Raw genomic sequence first — 19,126 nt, 5'->3', positions numbered from 1 at the left:
TCATGCAATTGACCTTAAACATACCTGTACTTTGCGCCATTCCTTTGGCACCTTTAGTCGGCTCCATCATCGCTGGTTTCTTTGGCACCAAATTAGGCGGCAATCGCATTGGTCATGGGGCTAGTCAGTTTGTGACTATTTTGGGCGTAACCATTGCATTCGTGCTTTCCTGCAATGTATTAGTTCAAGTGATGGATGGCTTCTATTTCAATGGAACTGTTTACCATTGGATGCAATTAGGCGAACTCAATTTAGATATTGGCTTCCTGATTGACCCTTTAACGGCAACCATGATGTGCGTCGTTACCTTTGTGTCATTGATGGTCCACATCTACACCATTGGCTATATGCACGGTGAAGAAGGTTACAACCGCTTCTTCTCCTACATCTCCTTATTCACCTTTGCTATGTTGATGTTGGTGATGAGTAATAACTTATTGCAACTCTTCTTTGGCTGGGAAGCTGTGGGTGTGGTTTCTTATTTGTTGATTGGCTTTTACTTTGAGCGCCAGTCTGCAGTGTTTGCCAATATGAAGGCTTTCTTAGTTAACCGCGTTGGTGACTTTGGTTTCATCTTGGGCATCGGTATTCTGTTGGCCAGTACTGGCTCGATGCAATATGACGTGATCTTCGCGCAGAATTCTGCTTTAGCAGCCCAGACATTGCCAGGTACTAGCTGGAATTTGATGACCGTTACCTGCATCTGTTTATTTATTGGTGCAATGGGTAAGTCAGCCCAATTCCCATTACACGTTTGGCTACCAGATTCGATGGAAGGTCCAACACCAATCTCTGCATTGATTCATGCTGCAACCATGGTTACTGCTGGTATTTTCATGGTGTCACGCATGTCACCACTGTTTGAGCTTTCAGATGTCGCGCTGAGCTTTATCTTGGTGATTGGTTCAATTACAGCACTCTTTATGGGCTTCCTCGGTATTGTGCAAAACGATATCAAGCGCGTTGTTGCTTATTCGACCTTATCTCAGCTGGGATATATGACAGTCGCTTTGGGTGTATCTGCATACCCAGTGGCTATCTTCCATTTGATGACGCACGCTTTCTTTAAAGCATTGCTATTCCTTGCTGCAGGTAGCGTAATTCTTGGAATGCATCACGAACAAGATATGCGCAAGATGGGTGGTCTCTGGAAATATATGCCAATTACTTGCTTGATGATGCTGTTAGGCAATCTGGCTCTGGTGGGAACCCCATTCTTCTCTGGCTTCTATTCAAAAGACTCCATTATTGAAGCGGTAGCTGCAAGTCATATCCCTGGTTCAGGTTTTGCTTACTTTGCTGTCATGGCTAGTGTATTCGTAACGGCTCTGTATTCATTCCGTTTATATTTCTACGTATTCCACGGTAAAGCACGTTGGGGTCATGAGGGTTCACATGCTCACGACCATCATCATGATCATGCGGAGCAGGGTGATGATCATGCACATCATGGTTTAGCTCCAGGTCAAAAGCCACACGAATCACCATTCGTTGTGACCTTGCCATTGATTCTATTGGCAATTCCATCCGTGATCATTGGTTTCTACACCATCTCTCCCTTGTTATTCGGAACTTACTTTGGCGATTCCATCTTTATTGACTTAGCTCGGCATCCGGTGATGAAAGAGTTGGAAGATGAGTTCCATGGTCCGGTTGCAATGGCAATTCATGCATTCACTTCACCAGTCTTGTTGTTGGTAGTACTTGGCGTGTTGACTGCTGCGATTGGTTATCTCTGGGCGCCCAAGCTACCAGCCAAAGTTGCCGAAACATTTGCACCAATTAAGAAATTATTTGATAACAAGTACTACCTCGATGAAATTAACCAAGCTGTTTTTGCTAAAGGCCTTATTTGGATCGGCAGCTTCTTATGGCATCGCGGTGATCAAAAGATCATCGACGGTTTCTTTGTTAATGGCAGTGCGCATGCGGTAGGGCGCTTTGCTGGAGTAATCCGTCATTTGCAATCCGGTTATCTCTACCACTATGCCTTCGCAATGATTGCGGGTCTAGCGGTATTGTTGGCTTGGGTTTTGTATGCTTACCTGCCTTTTGTTCGCTAGGCCTTTGTTACTTAAGTAGCCACTATGATTCTTTCTTACGCCATTTGGACCCCGATTGTCTTTGGACTCATTATTTTGTTTTATGGGTCTGAAAGATCAACTGCTGGTGTGCGCTGGTTGACTCTCATTGGAGCCGTTCTCAGCTTTATTGCAACTCTCCCATTGCTGATTAATTTCGACATCGCTAATTCTGGAATGCAGTTCGTTGAAAAGATCAGCTGGATTCCACGTTACGACATTAATTACCACCTCGGTATTGACGGTATTTCTGTTTGGTTCATTGTTTTAACAGCGTTCATCAACATCATCGTGGTGATTGCAGCGTGGGAAGTGATTCAGACTAAAGTGTCGCAATACATGGCCTCATTCATGATCCTTTCTGGATTAATGATCGGCGTATTTTGTGCCCTTGATGCATTACTGTTTTACGTCTTCTTTGAAGCGACATTAATTCCGATGTACATCATCATTGGTGTATGGGGAGGGCATAACCGTATTTATGCAGCATTCAAGTTCTTCTTGTACACCTTGCTTGGCTCATTGCTTACCTTAATTGCCATGCTGTATCTGTACAACGTGACTAATACATTCGATATTCTGGCTTGGCAAAATGCCCGACTAGATATTGTTGAGCAGATCCTATTGTTTGCAGCATTCTTTATGGCTTTTGCTGTTAAGGTTCCAATGTGGCCATTGCATACTTGGTTACCAGACGTACACGTTGAGGCACCAACAGGCGGTTCAGTGGTCTTGGCAGCGATCATGCTGAAATTAGGTGCGTATGGTTTCCTGCGTTTCTCTTTACCAATTGCCCCAGATGCAAGCCAGTACTTAGGGCCATTTGTCATCTTCTTGTCTTTAGTGGCGGTAATTTATGTAGGTGCAGTTGCTCTTGTTCAAAAAGACATGAAAAAACTGGTTGCCTATTCTTCAGTTGCTCACATGGGCTTTGTAACCTTAGGCTTCTTCCTTTTTAGTCCGCTGGGTATTGAGGGCGGCATTGTGCAGATGATTTCACACGGCTTTGTTGCCGGTGCGATGTTCTTGTCCATTGGCGTCCTTTATGACCGCATGCATACCCGTCAGATTGCTGATTATGGTGGCGTAGTGCATCGCATGCCAGCATTTACTGCATTTGCCGTACTAATGGCGATGGCCAACTGTGGTTTACCTGCTACCTCTGGTTTTGTTGGTGAATTCATGGTGATTTTGGCTGCAGTTGATTATGACTTTGTCATCGGTATCCTGGCTGCTACAGCATTGATCTTGGGTGCCGCATATTCCTTGTGGATGGTGAAGCGCGTATTTTTCGGTACCGTTAACAATGCTCACGTTGAAGAGTTGAAGGACTTGAACTGTCGCGAATATTTCTTGATGGCAGTTTTATCTATCTGTGTAATTGGTATGGGTGTCTATCCAAAACCATTCACGGACATCATTCATCCAGCTGTAATTAATCTGTTGCAGCATGTTGCTGTCAGCAAACTCTGAGTAAGTACAAATGCAAGCATTCGACCTTTACGCCATCCTGCCGGAACTTGTTTTACTTGTAGCAACCTGTTTGTTATTGGTTGCTAGCGTTTATGTTCGCGAAAGAGTGACATCTACCCCTGGTGTTGAGCAAGACATCTTTCATACTCCGCGTGGAGTTGGCTTCGTGTACTTTTTCTCACTGATCTTATTGGGGTATCTCATTTTTGCTTTTATTGGCCGCATGGGAGACCTAGCGCTAGTGGCAATGAATGGCCTATTTCAGTCTGATCCATTTTCTAACTTGCTCAAGGCATGTTCATGCATCGCTGTTTTGGTGAGCTTGATTTACTCCAAGCAATATTTGATGGATCGTGCCTTGTTCCGTCCTGACTTCATTGTCTTGGCTCTGCTTGCTTTGCTTGGCCAGTTTGTATTGATCTCTGGTGCAAATCTATTAACTCTATACCTAGGCTTGGAGTTGATGGCTTTACCTACATACGCATTGGTTGCAATGCGTCACAGCAGCGAAAAGAGTGTGGAAGCCGGTATTAAGTACTTTATCTTGGGTGCATTAGCATCCGGTTTCTTACTTTATGGCATGTCGATGCTCTACGGTGTCACCGGATCGCTTGACCTTATTGAAATCTTTAAAACCGTTGCCGACCCTCGTGTAAACCATTTGGTGATGGCGTTTGGCTTGGTATTTATTGTTGCCGGTTTGGCCTTCAAGTTGGGTGTGGTGCCATTTCATATGTGGGTACCGGACGTCTATCAAGGTGCGCCTACTGCTGTGACATTAATGATTGCTGCAGCTCCAAAATTAGCTGCATTTGCATTGTTATTCCGCTTATTGGTAAATACCTTATTGCCTTTATTGGGCGATTGGCAGCCAATGCTGGTTTTGCTCGCAGTTCTATCACTAGTTGTAGGTAACGTGACTGCGATTGCGCAAACCAACATCAAGCGCATGCTGGCTTATTCTGCCATTGCACAAATGGGCTTTGTTCTCTTGGGTATGCTGTCTGTTTTTGATGATCACGCATTTAGTGCGGCAATATTCTACGCAATTACCTATGTGTTGACAACCCTTGGCACCTTCGGCTTATTGATGGCTTTGTCGCGCAAAGGTTATGACTGCGAAACATTGGATGGCTTAAAAGGACTCAATAAGAAGCATCCGTGGTTTGCTTTTATTGGTCTGGTAATGATGTTCTCCTTGGCCGGTATTCCGCCTACGGTTGGCTTTGCCGCTAAGTTAGGTGTTTTGGAAGCCTTGGTAGATGCGGAGCATACATTCTTGGCTGTAATTGCTGTGATTGCCTCTTTGATTGGTGCTTTCTATTACCTCAGAGTGGTTAAGGTCATGTACTTCGATGAGCCTGAGCATGAGATTGCAATTTCTGGTTCAGGCTTTGCCAAAGGGCTCTTGAGTCTCAATAGCATTCTGGTTTTAGTGATCGGCATTGTTCCTGCGGGTTTAATGAGTCTTTGCTTAGATGCAATGCGCCGTACCTTACTGGGATCTTAAAAGGAATTAACATCTACCTAAAGGCTCCGTAAGGGGCCTTTATCATTTCAGGTGCCATCAAAATGACATTCAATTTAGTTAAGCTTGTTTAATCAATAACAGACGGAATATGTACTAAGACCTATGACTGAAAAATCATTTGAAGATCTACCGACTGGTGATAAACATTTACGTGAAGAGCGTTTATCTGGCGAAGATATTTACGGCGGCATCTTTTTAAAGATGAAGCGAGATAAAGTGTCATTGCCTGATGGTGAAGAGGCGATACGCGAATATTTAACCCATCCGGGTGCTGTAGCTATTGTTGCGATCTTGGATGATGGTCGTGTGTTGCTCGAGCGACAGTATCGCTATCCGATTGCAAAAGCTTGTATTGAAATTCCTGCGGGAAAGTTAGACCCCAGGGAAGATCATCTAGTTTGTGCGCAGCGAGAGCTTAAAGAAGAAACTGGGTATACGGCCAAAAAATGGAGTTTCATTCGTCGTATTCATCCTGTAATTTCGTATTCAACAGAGTTCATTGATATCTATCTGGCAGAGGAATTGATCCCTGGTAAAAGCCATCTAGATGATGAAGAATTTTTGGACGTATTTGCTACTCCATTGGAGCAATTGATATCCTGGGTTGAGGATGGCGAGATTACGGACGTCAAAACCACGATAGCCACCTATTGGCTTGATCGCTATCGTAGGGGCTTAGTAAAGCCGCATCCAATCGAATAGGGCGCATTCAAACCCGATTAAAATAGGGTATTGAATTTATCATTTTTGCCCTTATATACGTTTTATGAAAGTTTATAACTTAGCCTGCCCCCTAGACCATCGCTTTGAAGGATGGTTTGCTTCAGAAGAAGATTGCCTTGCTCAGCAGGACAAGGGGATGCTTGCGTGTCCAGTATGCGACAGCACAGAAATCACCCGCATGCCCTCAGCTCCGCATATTGGCAAATCAAGCTCTACTGAGTTAGCTTTACCTAAGGCTGAATCTGAAAGTCTTAGTGGGGGCGTTGTTGCTTTGACTGGTAGCGACCATTCTCATCTCGAGGCTCAAGTACAGGCCGCCTTTTTGAAAGGTATGCGTGAGCTAATGGGTCGCTCTGAGGATGTTGGTAATTCCTTTGCCGATGAGGCCAGAAAAATTCACTACAAAGAATCTCCTGAACGAAGTATTCGTGGGCAAACTACTTTCGATGAGGCTGAAGCCTTACGAGAAGAGGGCATCGATGTCCTCTCGATGCCAATGATTCCCGCTCTTAAAAATACACTACAGTAATTTTTTACTTCATCCTGGCAAACAAAAAGCGATCCGAAGATCGCTTTTTTGCTAATCACTTCCTGATATTACTTGGAGGTAGGCATTACAAACTCTGCGCCTTTGGCAATACTCTCAGGCCAGCGTTGCATCACACTCTTTTGCTTGGTGTAGAAACGTACGCCTTCTTTGCCGTATGCATGCATATCGCCAAAGATCGACTTTTTCCAACCACCAAAGCCGTGCCATGCCATAGGTACTGGAATTGGTACGTTAATACCAACCATGCCTACTTGTACACGACGAGCAAATTCACGGGCAATATTGCCATCGCTTGTGAAGCAGGCTACACCATTGCCAAATTCGCAAGAGTTAACTAAGTTAAGGGCATCCGTAAAGTTAGCAACACGCAAGCAGGACAAAACTGGTCCAAAGATTTCTTCTAAGTAAATCTTCATGTCTGGTGTGACGTTATCAAACAATGTGCCGCCGATGAAGAAGCCGTTCTCGTTGCCAGGAACTTTGAGTCCGCGGCCATCAACAAGGAGTTTTGCGCCCGAAGCTACACCAGCCTCAATATAGCCAGTAATGCGCTCTAGGGCTGCTTTAGTAACAATTGGACCCATCTCAGCATCAAGTTCCATGCCGTTTTTAACTTTTAGTGTCTTGGTGCGCTCGATTAGCTTTGGCATGATCTTCTCTGCCACATCACCAACCAACACCGCTACAGAAATAGCCATACAGCGTTCGCCAGCGGAGCCGTATGCTGCGCCAACTAGGGCATCAATTGCTTTATCAATATCAGCGTCAGGCATGATCACCATGTGGTTCTTTGCGCCGCCTAAAGCTTGGGAGCGCTTGCCAAAGTGGGAGCAGCGCTCATAGATGTAATTGGCAATTGGAGTGGAGCCCACAAAACTAACCGCTTTAACATCTGGATTTTCAATTAAGGCATCAACCGCTTCTTTGTCACCTTGAACAACGTTGAATACGCCATCCGGTAGGCCAGCTTCCTTGAGGAGCTTCGCCATGAACAATGAAGCTGAAGGATCTGTAGGGCTAGGTTTGAGAATGAAAGTGTTGCCGCAAGCAATCGCAACCGGGAACATCCACATTGGCACCATGACTGGGAAGTTAAATGGGGTGATACCAGCAACTACACCTAAAGGCTGACGCATAACCCAGTTATCGATACCTGTCGATACTTGCTCGGTGTAGTCGCCTTTGAGTAGCTCAGGAATGCCAGTAGCAAATTCCACAATCTCAATACCGCGTGTTACTTCCCCTTGGGCATCGGTAAATACCTTGCCATGTTCTGCTGTAATGATGGCTGCCAACTCATCGCGATGAGCGTTTAGCAATTCAAGATACTTAAACATGATGCGTGCACGGCGCAATGGGGAGGTTTGACTCCATGACGTAAATGCTGTTTGGGCATTGGCTACAACTGCATCAACCTCTTTGCGGCTAGCAAGCGCAACACGGCGCGCTACAGTTCCTTTGGTTGGGTTGTAAACATCGGCAAAGCGACCATCTTTAGGGTTAACTACATTGCCGCCAACAAAGTGGCCAATATCTTCTTTTGATTCAAAGGCTTGAGGTGCGTTCATAATCTCTTGTGGTGAGTATTTTTCAGGTTTTTATTAAAAAAGCCGTTTGGCCAATTAGCCTGCACGACTTCGCTGTCTCGTTTATTCTGCTTTTTAAGTATTCTATCGCTTTACGGCAATTTTCGTATTTTTGACCTATTTTTGGGCTTTTCAAGGCATTTATGAGTCTTTTATTTTCGAGCTATACCCTCAATTCCCCGCGGGGACCTCTAGAACTCGCAAATCGCATTGTGGTTGCCCCGATGTGCCAATATTCGGCCAATAATGGCGAGGCAACAGACTGGCACCTCATGCATTGGGGAAATTTACTCAATAGCGGTGCAGCCCTCTTCATTATTGAGGCCACTGGGGTAAGCCCAGAGGCCCGAATTACGCCAGCATGTTTGGGACTTTGGGATGATCGCACTGAAGCAGCCCTTAAGGACAAACTGAGTCGTGCGCGTGGTCTGGCTCCTGCTACGCCTGTTTTTATTCAGCTAGCTCATGCTGGTCGAAAAGCATCCAGTGCGACACCCTGGGACGGCGGACAATTGCTCTCAACGGATCAGGGTGGATGGGAAACACTAGCGCCCTCAGCGATCCCCCAGTTAGATGGAGAGCGTTTACCTCATGAATTGAGTAAGGTTGAATTAAAAAAGTTGATTGATGATTTTGTAGCATCAGCAAAGCGTGCAGATCGTATTGGAATTGATGGGATTGAACTCCATGGTGCTCATGGATACTTGTTACATCAATTTTTATCTCCTATCGCCAATCAACGCACTGATGAGTATGGCGGCTCATTTGAAAACCGCATTCGCTTTCCATTGGAGTTATTTGCTGCAGTAAGAGCGGCATACCAAGGTGTGCTTGGCATACGCATTTCAGCTAGCGATTGGATTGAGGGTGGCTGGACTCCGGAAGAAACAGCGAATTTTGCAAAACAACTTAAACCTTTGGGTTGTGATTTTGTACACATTTCTTCTGGTGGTATTTCGCCAAAACAAAAGATTGCAATTGGTCCAAATTACCAAGTGCCTTTCGCAAAGATAGTTAAAGACCAATCTAGTTTGCCAACCATGACTGTTGGACTCATTACCGAGCCCCAGCAAGCCGAAGATATTTTGCAAGCGGGTGATGCGGATCTCATAGCTTTGGCTAGAGCATTCCTATACAAGCCTCGCTGGGGTTGGGAAGCTGCAGCAGCCCTTGGTGGCACAGTTACCGCAAATGAGCGTTATTGGCGTTGTTTACCTCGAGAAGCGCAAGCCGTATTTGGTGACGTAAAAGTAGGGCAGAGATAAGTACTCAAAAATCATACGTTGGAGACAGTAATGAAAAAATATTCAGTGGTACGCAGTGCGCTTGTAATTTTGGGGCTTGGGATTTCATGCCTAGTTATGGCTGAATCCTTTCCGGATCGTCCAATTACTTTAGTAGTGCCTAATCCACCAGGCGGGCTGGTTGATACTTCGGCACGTCTATTGAGTGAACCATTAACACGTGTGATCGGTCAACCAGTGATTGTTGACAATAAGCCGGGAGCAAGCGGTAACACGGCCTATCAGTATGTTGCCAAAGCAAAGCCCGATGGCTATACCTTATTAATTTCCTATTCTGGATATCACGTTGGTAATCCCGCTTTATTCGATAAGCTTCCGTGGGACCCAATTAAAGATTTCTCGCCAATTGCTTTGCTGACTGTTTCAACCAATGTCATTGCAGTACACCCTTCAGTTCCAGTAAATAATCTGAAGGAATTCATTGCATATGCAAAAGCTAATCCAGGTAAATTAAATTACGCCTCACAGGGCAATGGTTCTGTATCGCATATTGGTACGGAAATCTTCAAGCAAACTACCGGTGTAGATATGGTGCATGTTCCATACAAGGGATCTGGGCCAGCCATTCAGGATGTTTTGGCGGGGCAGGTACAGGTATTTATTAGTACGCCACCCTCAGTCATGCAACACGTCCAAAGTGGAAAACTCAAGGGACTTGCTGTGACCGGCAAAAATCGTCACCCTGGTATGCCAAACGTACCAACCACCGCTGAAGCTGGTCTACCATCATTTCAGTTGGAATCATGGGTGGCCCTCTATGCGCCTGCCGGAACTCCTGCACCAGTCGTTACCAAGCTCACTAATTCTGTAAAGCAGAGCTTAGCATTGCCTGAAATTAAAGAGCGTGCGGATGCTGCTGGTGTTGAACTTCGTTACTTGGGACCAAACCAAACCGATGCGCTAGTTAAGAAAGAGATCCCTTTCTGGGCTAAAGCAATTAAAGCGGCAAACATTACTCTCGATTAAGAGCTTGGCTAAGCCTGATCTCGCAGGGTGGGGTCAGGCAATGCCAATGTAAATGCCCGGGCAGCGCTTAATAAGAAATGATCTTTACCTGGGCCTGCAATGAGTTGCACGCCTACTGGCAATCCGTTGGGGCCACTGCTTACGTTGATATTGATGCAGGGCAAACCTAGAAGAGTCCAAGCTCTAGAAAAAAGAGGATCTCCAGTACCATCTTTGATGTTGGGCGCTTCGCCATTTGCACTTGGGCCAATCAAGATATCAACTTCATTATTAAATAAGTCTTCCATGGCCTCCCTTGATCTATCGGCAAGGCTCAAATCTTTTGCATATTGCTCGTAGCTAATTTCAGCGCCTTCACTAAGTTGCTTTAGAAGTTGTGGGCTGAGCTTTTTAGCGTAATGCACTCGTTCAAAAGTAAGGCTGCGTGATATTTCAGAGATCATGATGCGAGTTTGGGCTTGGGTGAGTCCATCACATGTCTTTGGTAACTTCAGATCAATTACAGTGCCTTTGGCAATCATCTCGGCAGTATGCCGGGCAACAGCAAGAGCTGTTGCATTTTCCTTTTGTGCAAACGGCCAGTTAGATGTTTTGCAAATGGCAATGCGAGGTTTGTTATGCAAGACTTCAATTTTTGCTAGTCGATGATCGCCACTCATAGCTGCTACACCGAGCCCCACATCTTCTACTGTTCTACCAAAGCAACCCATGGTGTCGAGTGTTACAGAAAGACTTTTAATTCCCGCAATACTCACTTTGCCGTAACTAGGTTTAAAACCCACTACACCACAAAAAGAAGCAGGGCGAATGATTGACCCAGCAGTTTGACTGCCGGTTGCTAGTGGAACCATGAAATCGGCTACTGCAGCAGCAGAGCCGCTAGAGGATCCGCCGGGAGTGTGCTTTGGGTTATGTGGATTCGTTGTTAAGCCACTCTTAAATGTTGCAAACTCTGTTGTAACAGTTTTGCCTAAAATAATGGCACCAGACTGTCGCATCAGGGCAACCGCCACAGCATCAGCGACTGGATAGTGGTTGGCGTAAATGGGTGAACCATAGGAGGTCGGCAAATCATAGGTGTCATAAAGATCCTTCACCCCAATTGGGAGACCATGTAATAGACCCTGAAAGGCGCCCTTATCAAGCTGTTTGGCGCGAGATAAGGCATTTTCCTTACCCAGGCTTGCCCAAGCCTTAACAACGCTCTCTTTTTGCCCTATGCGGTCTAGGCAGGATAGGAGTAAATCAGTGGCTTTAATTTCCCTCTTAGAGAGGGCTTTGATGGCTTGGGTAGCGCTTAGGCTTTCTAGATCTTTCATGGACTCATTCTACTTATGGTGGCGTATGATCGCAATTGATGGTTTTTGTCCTAGATTTCGATAGAAGAGAAGTTAAATGAAGCAACATACAGTCCGTGAGGCCTGGCTTGAAGATGCAGTAAGGCATCTTGAGCCGGTCTTTTCAAAAGCAGGTTATGCAATCCCTCCCGTCAGGGTCTCATGCGGATTCCCAGCCTCTAGTAGCCCTAGAACGACACTGGGGCAATGTTGGCCTCGTGAGCGCTCAGGTGGTGGCGTGAATGAGATATTCATATCCCCTAAGTTGGACGAACCCGTACAGCTTTTAGATACCTTGGTTCATGAGCTCTGTCATGCGGTGGATGACTGCTTTAGCGGCCATGGCGAAGATTTCAAGGGAATCGCTCAAACGGTGGGTCTGGAAGGCCCCGCCAGAATGGCTCATGCCACTGAGGAGCTCACTGTAAGGCTGATGATGATTAGTCAGGAGCTTGGCCCTTACCCGCACCAGGCGATTGTTTTCCCACCCCCAAGGCCTAGCAATGCCAGTCGAAGTAAGGCCAAATGTGGTCAATGTGGCTACGAGGTGACCTTGCTCAAGAAATGGGCCAGTTATGGCGCACCCATCTGTCCCAAGGACAACATCCGGATGCTGGAAGATGTTCCAGAGACAATCGAAAATACCACTGATTACGATAGTGAATCAGTTGGAAAGGGTAGCAAGAAGGCGCCAGATGAAATCCGTCGCGCTATTAGCTAGTTATTTGTAAAATTCATCTTCAACAAAAATAAAACGAGACACATCATTTATGAACGCAAAGAAAATATTTAAAAATCCTAAGATTGCCGTTATTCCCGGAGACGGTATTGGCAAGGAAGTCATGCCAGAGGGTGTGCGCGCGCTAGAGGCGGCCAATCGTAAATTTAATCTTGGTATGCAGTTTGATCATTTTGATTTTGCGAGCTGTGATTACTATCTCAAGCATGGCAAGATGATGCCGGATGATTGGTTCGATATCCTCATGAAGTACGACGCGATCTTTTTTGGCGCAGTCGGCATGCCGGACATTCTGCCTGACCATGTATCGCTTTGGGGAAGCTTAATTCAATTTCGCCGTGGCTTTGATCAGTACGTCAATTTGCGTCCAGTACGTTTATTGCCGGGAGTGCCATGCCCCCTGGCCAACCGTAAGCCTGGTGACATCGATTTCTTTGTAGTTCGCGAGAACACTGAAGGTGAATACTCCAGCGTTGGTGGCAAGATGTTCCCGGATACCGATCGTGAGATCGTGATTCAAGAATCTGTTTTCACTAGACAAGGCGTTGACCGAATTTTGCAATACGCTTTTGACTTAGCCCAAAGTCGCCCTAAAAAGCATTTAACTTCCGCAACCAAATCAAATGGTATTGCCATCACCATGCCTTATTGGGATGAGCGTGTAGAGGCGATGTCTAAGAAATTTGCTGACGTTAGGGCTGACAAATATCATATTGATATTTTGGCTGCTCACTTCGTTATGAATCCAGATCGGTTTGACGTTGTAGTAGCGAGCAATTTATTTGGAGATATTCTCTCCGACTTAGGTCCCGCGTGTACCGGCACCATTGCAGTAGCACCATCCGGCAGCATCAATCCTGAAGGTAAATTCCCCTCCCTGTTTGAGCCAGTTCACGGTTCAGCGCCTGATATCTTTGGCAAAATGATCGCCAACCCGATTGGTCAGATTTGGAGTGGGGCGATGATGTTAGATCACCTTGGTTATCCAGAGGCTGGTAAAGCAATATTTAGTGCCATTGAAAAGGTATTGGCATCTGGTCCAGGACATGCGCCTTTGACACCAGATCTTGGTGGCACCGCTAAGACAGATGATTTGGGTAAGGCGATTGCCGCAGCAATCTAACTAGTAATCTACTAATTAGGCAGTAGCATTTAAAGGACTCCAAACGGGGTCCTTTTTACTTGCCTTGGCAATTTCTGCCAAGATTTTTTCATGGCTTTGTAGATCGTCATCGGAGGCTGAAAGCACCATCAGATTCGTTGGCAATGCCTTGGCATGGCCAGTAGAGTCTGCTCCCACTGTGTAGTCAATCAGATCAATAGAAAGGTCTTCTTGACCTCTAGTCATCGATACGTAAACTTCAGCCAGCAACTGGGCGTCTAATAAAGCACCGTGCAAAGTACGGTGTTTATTACTAATTGAAAAACGTTCACACAGTGCATCTAATGAATTGCGCTTTCCGGGGAACATTTGACGTGCGTCGAGCAGGGTGTCGGTAATCTTAGAGGCTAAATTTCTGAATGGCGGGCGCTTTAAAAGGGCAAACTCGTTATCCAAGAATCCCAAATCGAAGGCTGCGTTATGAATCACAATTTCAGCGCCATCTACAAACTCAATTAACTGCTCAACAATGTTTGCAAAGGTTGGTTTATCAGATAAAAACTCTCTAGAAAGTCCGTGGACTGCAAAGGCGCCGGCATCAATATCGCGTTCAGGATTAATGTAGTAATGGAAAGTTCTATCGGTTAGACGACGACCAACCATCTCAACGCAACCAATTTCAATAATCCGGTCGCCAGTGGCTGGATTAAGGCCAGTAGTTTCGGTATCGAGAATAACTTGACGCATTAGGTGCCCTCTAGAACAGCAGGTGGAATATCCATCGGACCGTTACCGGCATATTTATCCAGATAGAGATAAATCACGGGTGTAATGATCAATGTTACGAACTGAGAAAAAATCAGACCGCCAGCAACACTAATGCCTAAAGGTTGACGTAACTCTGCGCCAGCCCCCAATCCAAAAGCAATCGGGAGCGCACCCATTAGGGCTGCAACGGTTGTCATCATAATAGGCCGGAAACGCAAGATGCATGCTTCGCGAATGGCTTTTTCAGGAGACATGCCTTGGTTACGCTGTGCATCTAAGGCAAAGTCAATCATTAAGATCGCATTTTTCTTAACAATGCCGATCAATAATAAAATGCCGATCGATGCAACGACGGTTAGCTCGAAGCCAAAGATGCGCAAAGCAAGGATGGCGCCAATCGCAGCAGATGGCAAACCAGCCAAAATAGTCAGCGGATGAATGTAACTCTCGTAAAGCACGCCAAGTAATATATAAATTACGCCTAGAGCCGATAGAATTAGTACCAGCTGGCCTGATTGGTTGCTTTTAAATACTGCCGCATCTCCACCGTAACTCGTGATGATGGAAGCGGGTAAGCCAATTTCCTTGGCGTATTCCTCAATCTTTTTCGTTGCATCACCTAAGAAGACATCGGGAGCAAGATTGAATGAAAGGGTTACGGCCGGAATTTGACCTTGATGGTTTACGGCAGTTGGGCCGATTTGGCGAGTAAAGCTAGCAACACTGGATAGCGGGATCAGTTTGTCAGTTGCCCGACCCCTCACAAAAATCTTATTGAGATCAGTCTCATATTGACGGTCTTCTTCAGCAGCTTCCAGGATCACGTAATAAGTATTGACTGGTGTATAGATAGTAGATACCTGCTTCTCACCGTAGGCGGAGTAGAGGGCGGTACGGATATCAGCAATCGTAACGCCGGCACTAGCCGCTTTTTCACGATCAATATTGATCTTGACGTTGAGACCTTTTAGCTGTGAGTCACTGGTAACGTCACGGAAAAGCGGGTCAGCACGCATCTTCTGCATCAACTTATCCGCCCATTCATTCACGCCTTCAAAACCAACGCTTTGCAAAGTAAATTGGTAGCGGCTTTTACTATTTTTGCCGCCTAATTGTAAGTTTTGGACCGGGCGCATATAAACCTGAAGACCGGGAATCTCTTTAAATTTATTTCTTAACCCCTCCATGACCTGCGCCATCTTAGCGCGATCGCCCTTGGGCTTAAGAATGATAAAAATCCTGCCGGTGTTGTAGCCTGAGCTCGCACCACCGCCAATGACTGAAATAGAGCTATCCACATTCGGATCTTTATTGACGAGTTCTGCAGCTCTGTCCTGTAGTGCCAACATCGCTTTAAAGGAGATATCTTCAGATGCCTCAGTGGTTGCTTGAATTTGCCCAATATCTTCTTCTGGAAAGAAACCCTTCGGGCTATAGACAAATAAAACCACGGTAATGACAAAGGTGGAAAGAGCGCCCCATAACACTTTTTTACGATTATTAAGAGCCAGATCAAGGTAGCGAATATAGGTTTTTAGCATCCAGTCAAAGACGCGATCAAACTTCTTATTGATCGCATATTCCTTGGCATGCTCACCTGGTTTTGGCAGGAAGCGACTGCATAGCATTGGCACAACCGTGAGCGATACGACTGCTGACACCAAAATAGAAAGTGAAACCACTACCGCAAATTCTCTAAACAGAAGGCCAATAGGACCAGCCATAAAGAAGAGTGGAATAAATACAGCCACTAAAGAAATAGAAATGGAAATAATCGTAAAGCCCACTTCTTTGCTACCTTTGAGGGATGCTTTGAGTGGGTCCATACCTTGTTCAACATAACGCATGATGTTTTCAAGCACCACAATTGCATCATCAACAACCAAGCCTACAGCAAGCGTTATACCCAGAAGCGATATGTTATCTAAGCTGTATCCCAAAAAATAGAGCAAAAAGAATGCCCCGATCAGTGAGATTGGAAGACTGATAGAGGGGATGACTGTTGCTGAAACATGTTTCAGGAATAAGAAAATCACCATAACAACCAATAAGATCGTTAAAGCTAATGTGAGATTAACGTCATGTATCGCTTCTAGAATGGAGAGCGAGCGGTCATTCAACAATTGCATTCGAACAGATTCCGGCATCTGTTTTTGTAATTGAGGTAGCAATGCCTTAACGGAGTTAACAACATCCACCGTATTTGCACTTGGTTGACGTAATACTGCAATCGCAATTGAGCGTTCACCATTCGAGCTGGCTAATGTCTTAACGTCCTCATAACTTTCGATAACGTCAGCAACATCCTTAAGGTAGATCGGAAGACCATTTTTTTGGCTAACAATTAAATTGGCAAACTCTTCAGGTCTTACTAATTGTGGGTTGGCATAAATGGTGATGGCCTGACGGGGTCCGTCTAAAACCCCTACAGGACTATTGGAATTAGCTTTGTTGATAGCAACAGCGATATCGTCAATAGTGAGATTGCGATTAGCAAGAGCGTCTGGATGAACTCGTACGCGAACCGCATAACGCTTTGCACCATAAACAAGAACTTGCGCTACACCGCTAATGGTCGATAGGTTTGGTGAAAGTAAATTTTCTGCGTATTGATTGAGGTCCGAGAGGCTGATTGATGGCGAACTCATGCGCACCACTAGAACAGGAGTGTCGGCTGGATTTATCTTACGGTAGGACGGTGGTACCGTCATTTCAATCGGTAAGCGCTTTTGGGCTCTCAACAGGGCCGCTTGAACGTCAACTGCGGCTTTATCAATATCTCGATCGTTATTGAATTCCAAAGTAATGCTCGTACTGCCCAAGGAATTGGTGGAGCTAATTACGGTGATGCCATCAATCGTCGAAAATTCTTTTTCAAGGGGAAGGGCTACCGAGGCAGCCATGTTTTCTGGTGACGCACCCGGTAAAGATGCGCTTACAGAAATAACTGGCGTATTAAAACTAGGTAGCGCAGCTACTGGAATTTTCATGTAGGCAACAGCCCCTGCGATGACCGTTGCTATCGAGAGCAACACCGTCATTACAGGGCGCCGAATACATAATTCGGAGAGTGTCATTTTTTCTCTGGGGCTGTTGGAGTTGTAGAGGTAGCAGTTGCTTGTGGTGCGGCTGATTTATCCTCGCGGACTTTGCTTCCTGGGCGCAAATTCTGCTTGCCCTCAACCACCACTCTATCGCCAGCATCTATACCGGTGACAACAGACAATCCTTGGTAGTCATAAACTACTTTTACGGGCTTGGCTGCCACTTTGTCATCTTTATCGACAACATAAACAAGTTTTCCGCGGGGGTTGATCACTACTGCTTGCGATGGAATGGCTAAGGCATCCTTCAAAGTATTGGCCACTAGGGATACGCGAGCAAATTCACCCGGCAAAAGTGTTTTGGAGTCATTCGGGATTTGTGCTTTCACGCGTACCGCCGCAATCGAAGGGTCGACTTGGTTATCAACAACCAGCACTTTTCCTTCGTAAGCTCTTTTACCGCTATCGCCTACAGTTACCGTAACATTCATCGCATCACCGTCTAATTGGTTCTCCAAGATGATGGGAATATCTTTTTCTGGAATGACAAACTGAACATTAATTGGGTTCAATTGGGTAATGGTCACCATGGATCCAACGCTAGATGTAGCTGTTGAGCTTGTCGCAGTGGAAACAATATTGCTAGCTTGAACCAAGGAGCCCGGGAACACATTGACGATACCAGCGCGACCATCAATTGGGGACTTAATGTAATCAAAAGAGAGCTGCACTTCTGCCGCGCGGGCTGCAGCTTGCGCTGACTTGGCATTAGCCAATGTAGTTTCTAGAGCGGCCTTGGAAATAAAGTTTTTAGCCACTAATTCTTTGGCGCGTAGATATTGTTTTTGAGCATCATCAGCAAGGGCTTTGAGCTTCTCATAGTTCGCTTTATCGTTGCGGTCATCTAAGGTAAATAGCAGATCGCCAGCTTTGACTTCTTGGCCATCTTTTACCTGAATTGTAGCGACGGTATTGGTGACCATTGGGCGAATATCAACAATGCTGTTGGAAACAATAGTGCCAGTCGCCTCGATAATTAGAGGCACATCTTTTTTCTGGGCTACGAATGATGTTATGGTAACTGGGCCGCCAGATTTAGCAGAGGCTGGGAAAAAATAATCATATGCCTTTGAGCCTGCATAGAGTAGGAGCAGAATTAATAGCAAGCGCCATTTAAATCTGATTACAAAAGATTTTACTGTCGCGAAATCTAGTTTCTTGACTTGGTCTAATTGGGGTGAATATATTTGCCAAAGGGCGCACAGGCGAACTTTGCCTATATCTTTAAATTGAACGAGTTTGGCAAAAGCCTTATCGAGTGAAGATTCTATTTTTGACACAGTCTCGTTTTTCTAGGTTTTTATGTGGGTTTTATACTGTTTCTAAGCTAATTAGAGCAGGATCATTCTCTCATAAGATGGCTGAAAAGGAGGCTCTTGAGATGCATTTGCCCTATGGCAAAAACTCCCCAACACCCTTATTGGCTAATTGGTCAGCTAACTCATTTCCGGGGTGTCCGTTGTGCCCTCTAACCCAGTGCCAGGAGATCTCATGTCCTGGGAGCAGGGAGTCCAGCTCCTGCCAGAGATCTGCGTTTTTGACCGGATCCTTGCTAGCAGTCTTCCAGCCCCGTTTTTTCCATCCCTCTAGCCATTCTGTAACGCCTTTTTGGACATATTGAGAGTCTGTCCATAGCTCGACAGTGCTGCGTTGTTTGAGTGCTTTTAAGGCAAAAATAACGGCACAAATTTCCATGCGATTGTTGGTGGTGAGCTTTTCGCCTCCATGGATATGCTTTTCATGACCGCCTGATCTCAAAACAGCCCCCCAGCCCCCGGGGCCAGGATTGCCTTTGCAGGCGCCATCGGTGTAGATCACGATGTGAGGGTGGTGAGGATGGGATTTCGAATGCGGCATAGCAA

15 protein-coding genes are annotated in these 19,126 nt (G+C 45.7%); 9 read left to right on the top strand and 6 right to left on the bottom strand.

Annotated features, from left to right (window positions below):
- Positions 1–2 precede the first annotated feature (2 nt).
- The 5 genes from nuoL (at position 3) to ICV90_RS05580 (ending at position 6,337) form a co-directional block, all read left to right on the top strand.
- Positions 3–2,063, top strand: coding sequence for an NADH-quinone oxidoreductase subunit L (gene nuoL / locus ICV90_RS05600; RefSeq protein ID WP_215356880.1), 2,061 nt, complete (start codon positions 3–5; stop codon positions 2,061–2,063).
- A 24-nt stretch (positions 2,064–2,087) separates the two neighbouring features.
- Complete coding sequence (locus ICV90_RS05595) at positions 2,088–3,554, top strand: NADH-quinone oxidoreductase subunit M (protein ID WP_215356878.1); 1,467 nt, start codon at positions 2,088–2,090, stop codon at positions 3,552–3,554.
- 10 nt (positions 3,555–3,564) lie between these two features.
- On the top strand, positions 3,565–5,064 hold the full coding sequence (gene nuoN / locus ICV90_RS05590) for an NADH-quinone oxidoreductase subunit NuoN (RefSeq protein WP_215356876.1): 1,500 nt from the start codon (positions 3,565–3,567) through the stop codon (positions 5,062–5,064).
- Positions 5,065–5,187: 123 nt separating this feature from the next.
- Positions 5,188–5,787: an NUDIX domain-containing protein gene (locus ICV90_RS05585; RefSeq protein ID WP_215356874.1), complete on the top strand. Its 600-nt coding sequence runs from the start codon at positions 5,188–5,190 to the stop codon at positions 5,785–5,787.
- A 64-nt stretch (positions 5,788–5,851) separates the two neighbouring features.
- A complete protein-coding gene (locus ICV90_RS05580; protein WP_215356873.1) occupies positions 5,852–6,337 on the top strand; it encodes a DUF1178 family protein in 486 nt (161 codons plus the stop codon).
- Between the two features lie 68 nt (positions 6,338–6,405).
- Here ICV90_RS05580 and ICV90_RS05575 read toward each other — a convergent pair whose 3' ends face one another.
- Entirely contained in the window at positions 6,406–7,926 is a 1,521-nt protein-coding gene (locus ICV90_RS05575) for a CoA-acylating methylmalonate-semialdehyde dehydrogenase (protein WP_215356871.1), read from the bottom strand.
- 161 nt (positions 7,927–8,087) lie between these two features.
- Between ICV90_RS05575 and ICV90_RS05570 the strand changes: the two genes are divergently transcribed.
- On the top strand, positions 8,088–9,209 hold the full coding sequence (locus tag ICV90_RS05570; RefSeq protein ID WP_215356870.1) for an NADH:flavin oxidoreductase/NADH oxidase: 1,122 nt from the start codon (positions 8,088–8,090) through the stop codon (positions 9,207–9,209).
- Positions 9,210–9,239: 30 nt separating this feature from the next.
- On the top strand, positions 9,240–10,214 hold the full coding sequence (locus ICV90_RS05565) for a tripartite tricarboxylate transporter substrate binding protein (protein ID WP_215356868.1): 975 nt from the start codon (positions 9,240–9,242) through the stop codon (positions 10,212–10,214).
- 8 nt (positions 10,215–10,222) lie between these two features.
- Here ICV90_RS05565 and ICV90_RS05560 read toward each other — a convergent pair whose 3' ends face one another.
- A complete protein-coding gene (locus tag ICV90_RS05560; protein WP_215356866.1) occupies positions 10,223–11,533 on the bottom strand; it encodes an amidase in 1,311 nt (436 codons plus the stop codon).
- 76 nt (positions 11,534–11,609) lie between these two features.
- Here ICV90_RS05560 and ICV90_RS05555 point away from each other — a divergent pair, with 76 nt between their 5' ends.
- Together ICV90_RS05555 and ICV90_RS05550 are read left to right on the top strand one after the other, a co-directional pair.
- Positions 11,610–12,272, top strand: a complete 663-nt coding sequence (locus ICV90_RS05555) for a SprT family zinc-dependent metalloprotease (RefSeq protein WP_215356864.1) — start codon at positions 11,610–11,612, stop codon at positions 12,270–12,272.
- 49 nt (positions 12,273–12,321) lie between these two features.
- A complete protein-coding gene (locus ICV90_RS05550; protein ID WP_216862533.1) occupies positions 12,322–13,413 on the top strand; it encodes a tartrate dehydrogenase in 1,092 nt (363 codons plus the stop codon).
- A gap of 15 nt (positions 13,414–13,428) precedes the next feature.
- Here the strand turns inward: ICV90_RS05550 and dnaQ are convergent, their stop codons facing one another.
- The 4 genes from dnaQ to rnhA form a co-directional block, all read right to left on the bottom strand.
- The gene (dnaQ, locus tag ICV90_RS05545; RefSeq protein ID WP_215356862.1) at positions 13,429–14,139 is read right to left on the bottom strand and encodes a DNA polymerase III subunit epsilon; all 711 of its coding nucleotides are present in this window, start codon (positions 14,137–14,139) and stop codon (positions 13,429–13,431) included.
- Positions 14,139–17,237 carry an efflux RND transporter permease subunit gene (locus ICV90_RS05540; protein WP_215356852.1) on the bottom strand — a complete coding sequence of 1,033 codons (3,099 nt, stop codon included), beginning with the start codon at positions 17,235–17,237 and terminating at the stop codon, positions 14,139–14,141. Before ICV90_RS05540 ends, dnaQ begins: the two co-directional genes overlap by 1 nt.
- The gene (locus ICV90_RS05535) at positions 17,234–18,544 is read right to left on the bottom strand and encodes an efflux RND transporter periplasmic adaptor subunit (RefSeq protein WP_215356850.1); all 1,311 of its coding nucleotides are present in this window, start codon (positions 18,542–18,544) and stop codon (positions 17,234–17,236) included. The genes ICV90_RS05540 and ICV90_RS05535 overlap by 4 nt, the downstream gene beginning before the upstream one ends.
- A 112-nt stretch (positions 18,545–18,656) precedes the next feature.
- Positions 18,657–19,121 (bottom strand): ribonuclease HI, encoded by a 465-nt coding sequence (gene rnhA / locus ICV90_RS05530; RefSeq protein ID WP_215356848.1) that lies wholly within the window; start codon positions 19,119–19,121, stop codon positions 18,657–18,659.
- Positions 19,122–19,126: the final 5 nt, after the last annotated feature.

Origin of the sequence: Polynucleobacter sp. JS-JIR-II-b4 (assembly GCF_018687815.1) — a bacterium.
Lineage (GTDB): Bacteria > Pseudomonadota > Gammaproteobacteria > Burkholderiales > Burkholderiaceae > Polynucleobacter.
This window is presented reverse-complemented; position numbering and strand designations above follow the sequence as displayed.

Coding starts and splice junctions, on each gene's coding strand:
- nuoL (WP_215356880.1), top strand. CDS start 3: ATGCAATTGACCTTAAACATACCTGTACTTTGCGCCATTCCTTTGGCA.
- ICV90_RS05595 (WP_215356878.1), top strand. CDS start 2,088: ATGATTCTTTCTTACGCCATTTGGACCCCGATTGTCTTTGGACTCATT.
- nuoN (WP_215356876.1), top strand. CDS start 3,565: ATGCAAGCATTCGACCTTTACGCCATCCTGCCGGAACTTGTTTTACTT.
- ICV90_RS05585 (WP_215356874.1), top strand. CDS start 5,188: ATGACTGAAAAATCATTTGAAGATCTACCGACTGGTGATAAACATTTA.
- ICV90_RS05580 (WP_215356873.1), top strand. CDS start 5,852: ATGAAAGTTTATAACTTAGCCTGCCCCCTAGACCATCGCTTTGAAGGA.
- ICV90_RS05575 (WP_215356871.1), bottom strand. CDS start 7,926: ATGAACGCACCTCAAGCCTTTGAATCAAAAGAAGATATTGGCCACTTT.
- ICV90_RS05570 (WP_215356870.1), top strand. CDS start 8,088: ATGAGTCTTTTATTTTCGAGCTATACCCTCAATTCCCCGCGGGGACCT.
- ICV90_RS05565 (WP_215356868.1), top strand. CDS start 9,240: ATGAAAAAATATTCAGTGGTACGCAGTGCGCTTGTAATTTTGGGGCTT.
- ICV90_RS05560 (WP_215356866.1), bottom strand. CDS start 11,533: ATGAAAGATCTAGAAAGCCTAAGCGCTACCCAAGCCATCAAAGCCCTC.
- ICV90_RS05555 (WP_215356864.1), top strand. CDS start 11,610: ATGAAGCAACATACAGTCCGTGAGGCCTGGCTTGAAGATGCAGTAAGG.
- ICV90_RS05550 (WP_216862533.1), top strand. CDS start 12,322: ATGAACGCAAAGAAAATATTTAAAAATCCTAAGATTGCCGTTATTCCC.
- dnaQ (WP_215356862.1), bottom strand. CDS start 14,139: ATGCGTCAAGTTATTCTCGATACCGAAACTACTGGCCTTAATCCAGCC.
- ICV90_RS05540 (WP_215356852.1), bottom strand. CDS start 17,237: ATGACACTCTCCGAATTATGTATTCGGCGCCCTGTAATGACGGTGTTG.
- rnhA (WP_215356848.1), bottom strand. CDS start 19,121: ATGCCGCATTCGAAATCCCATCCTCACCACCCTCACATCGTGATCTAC.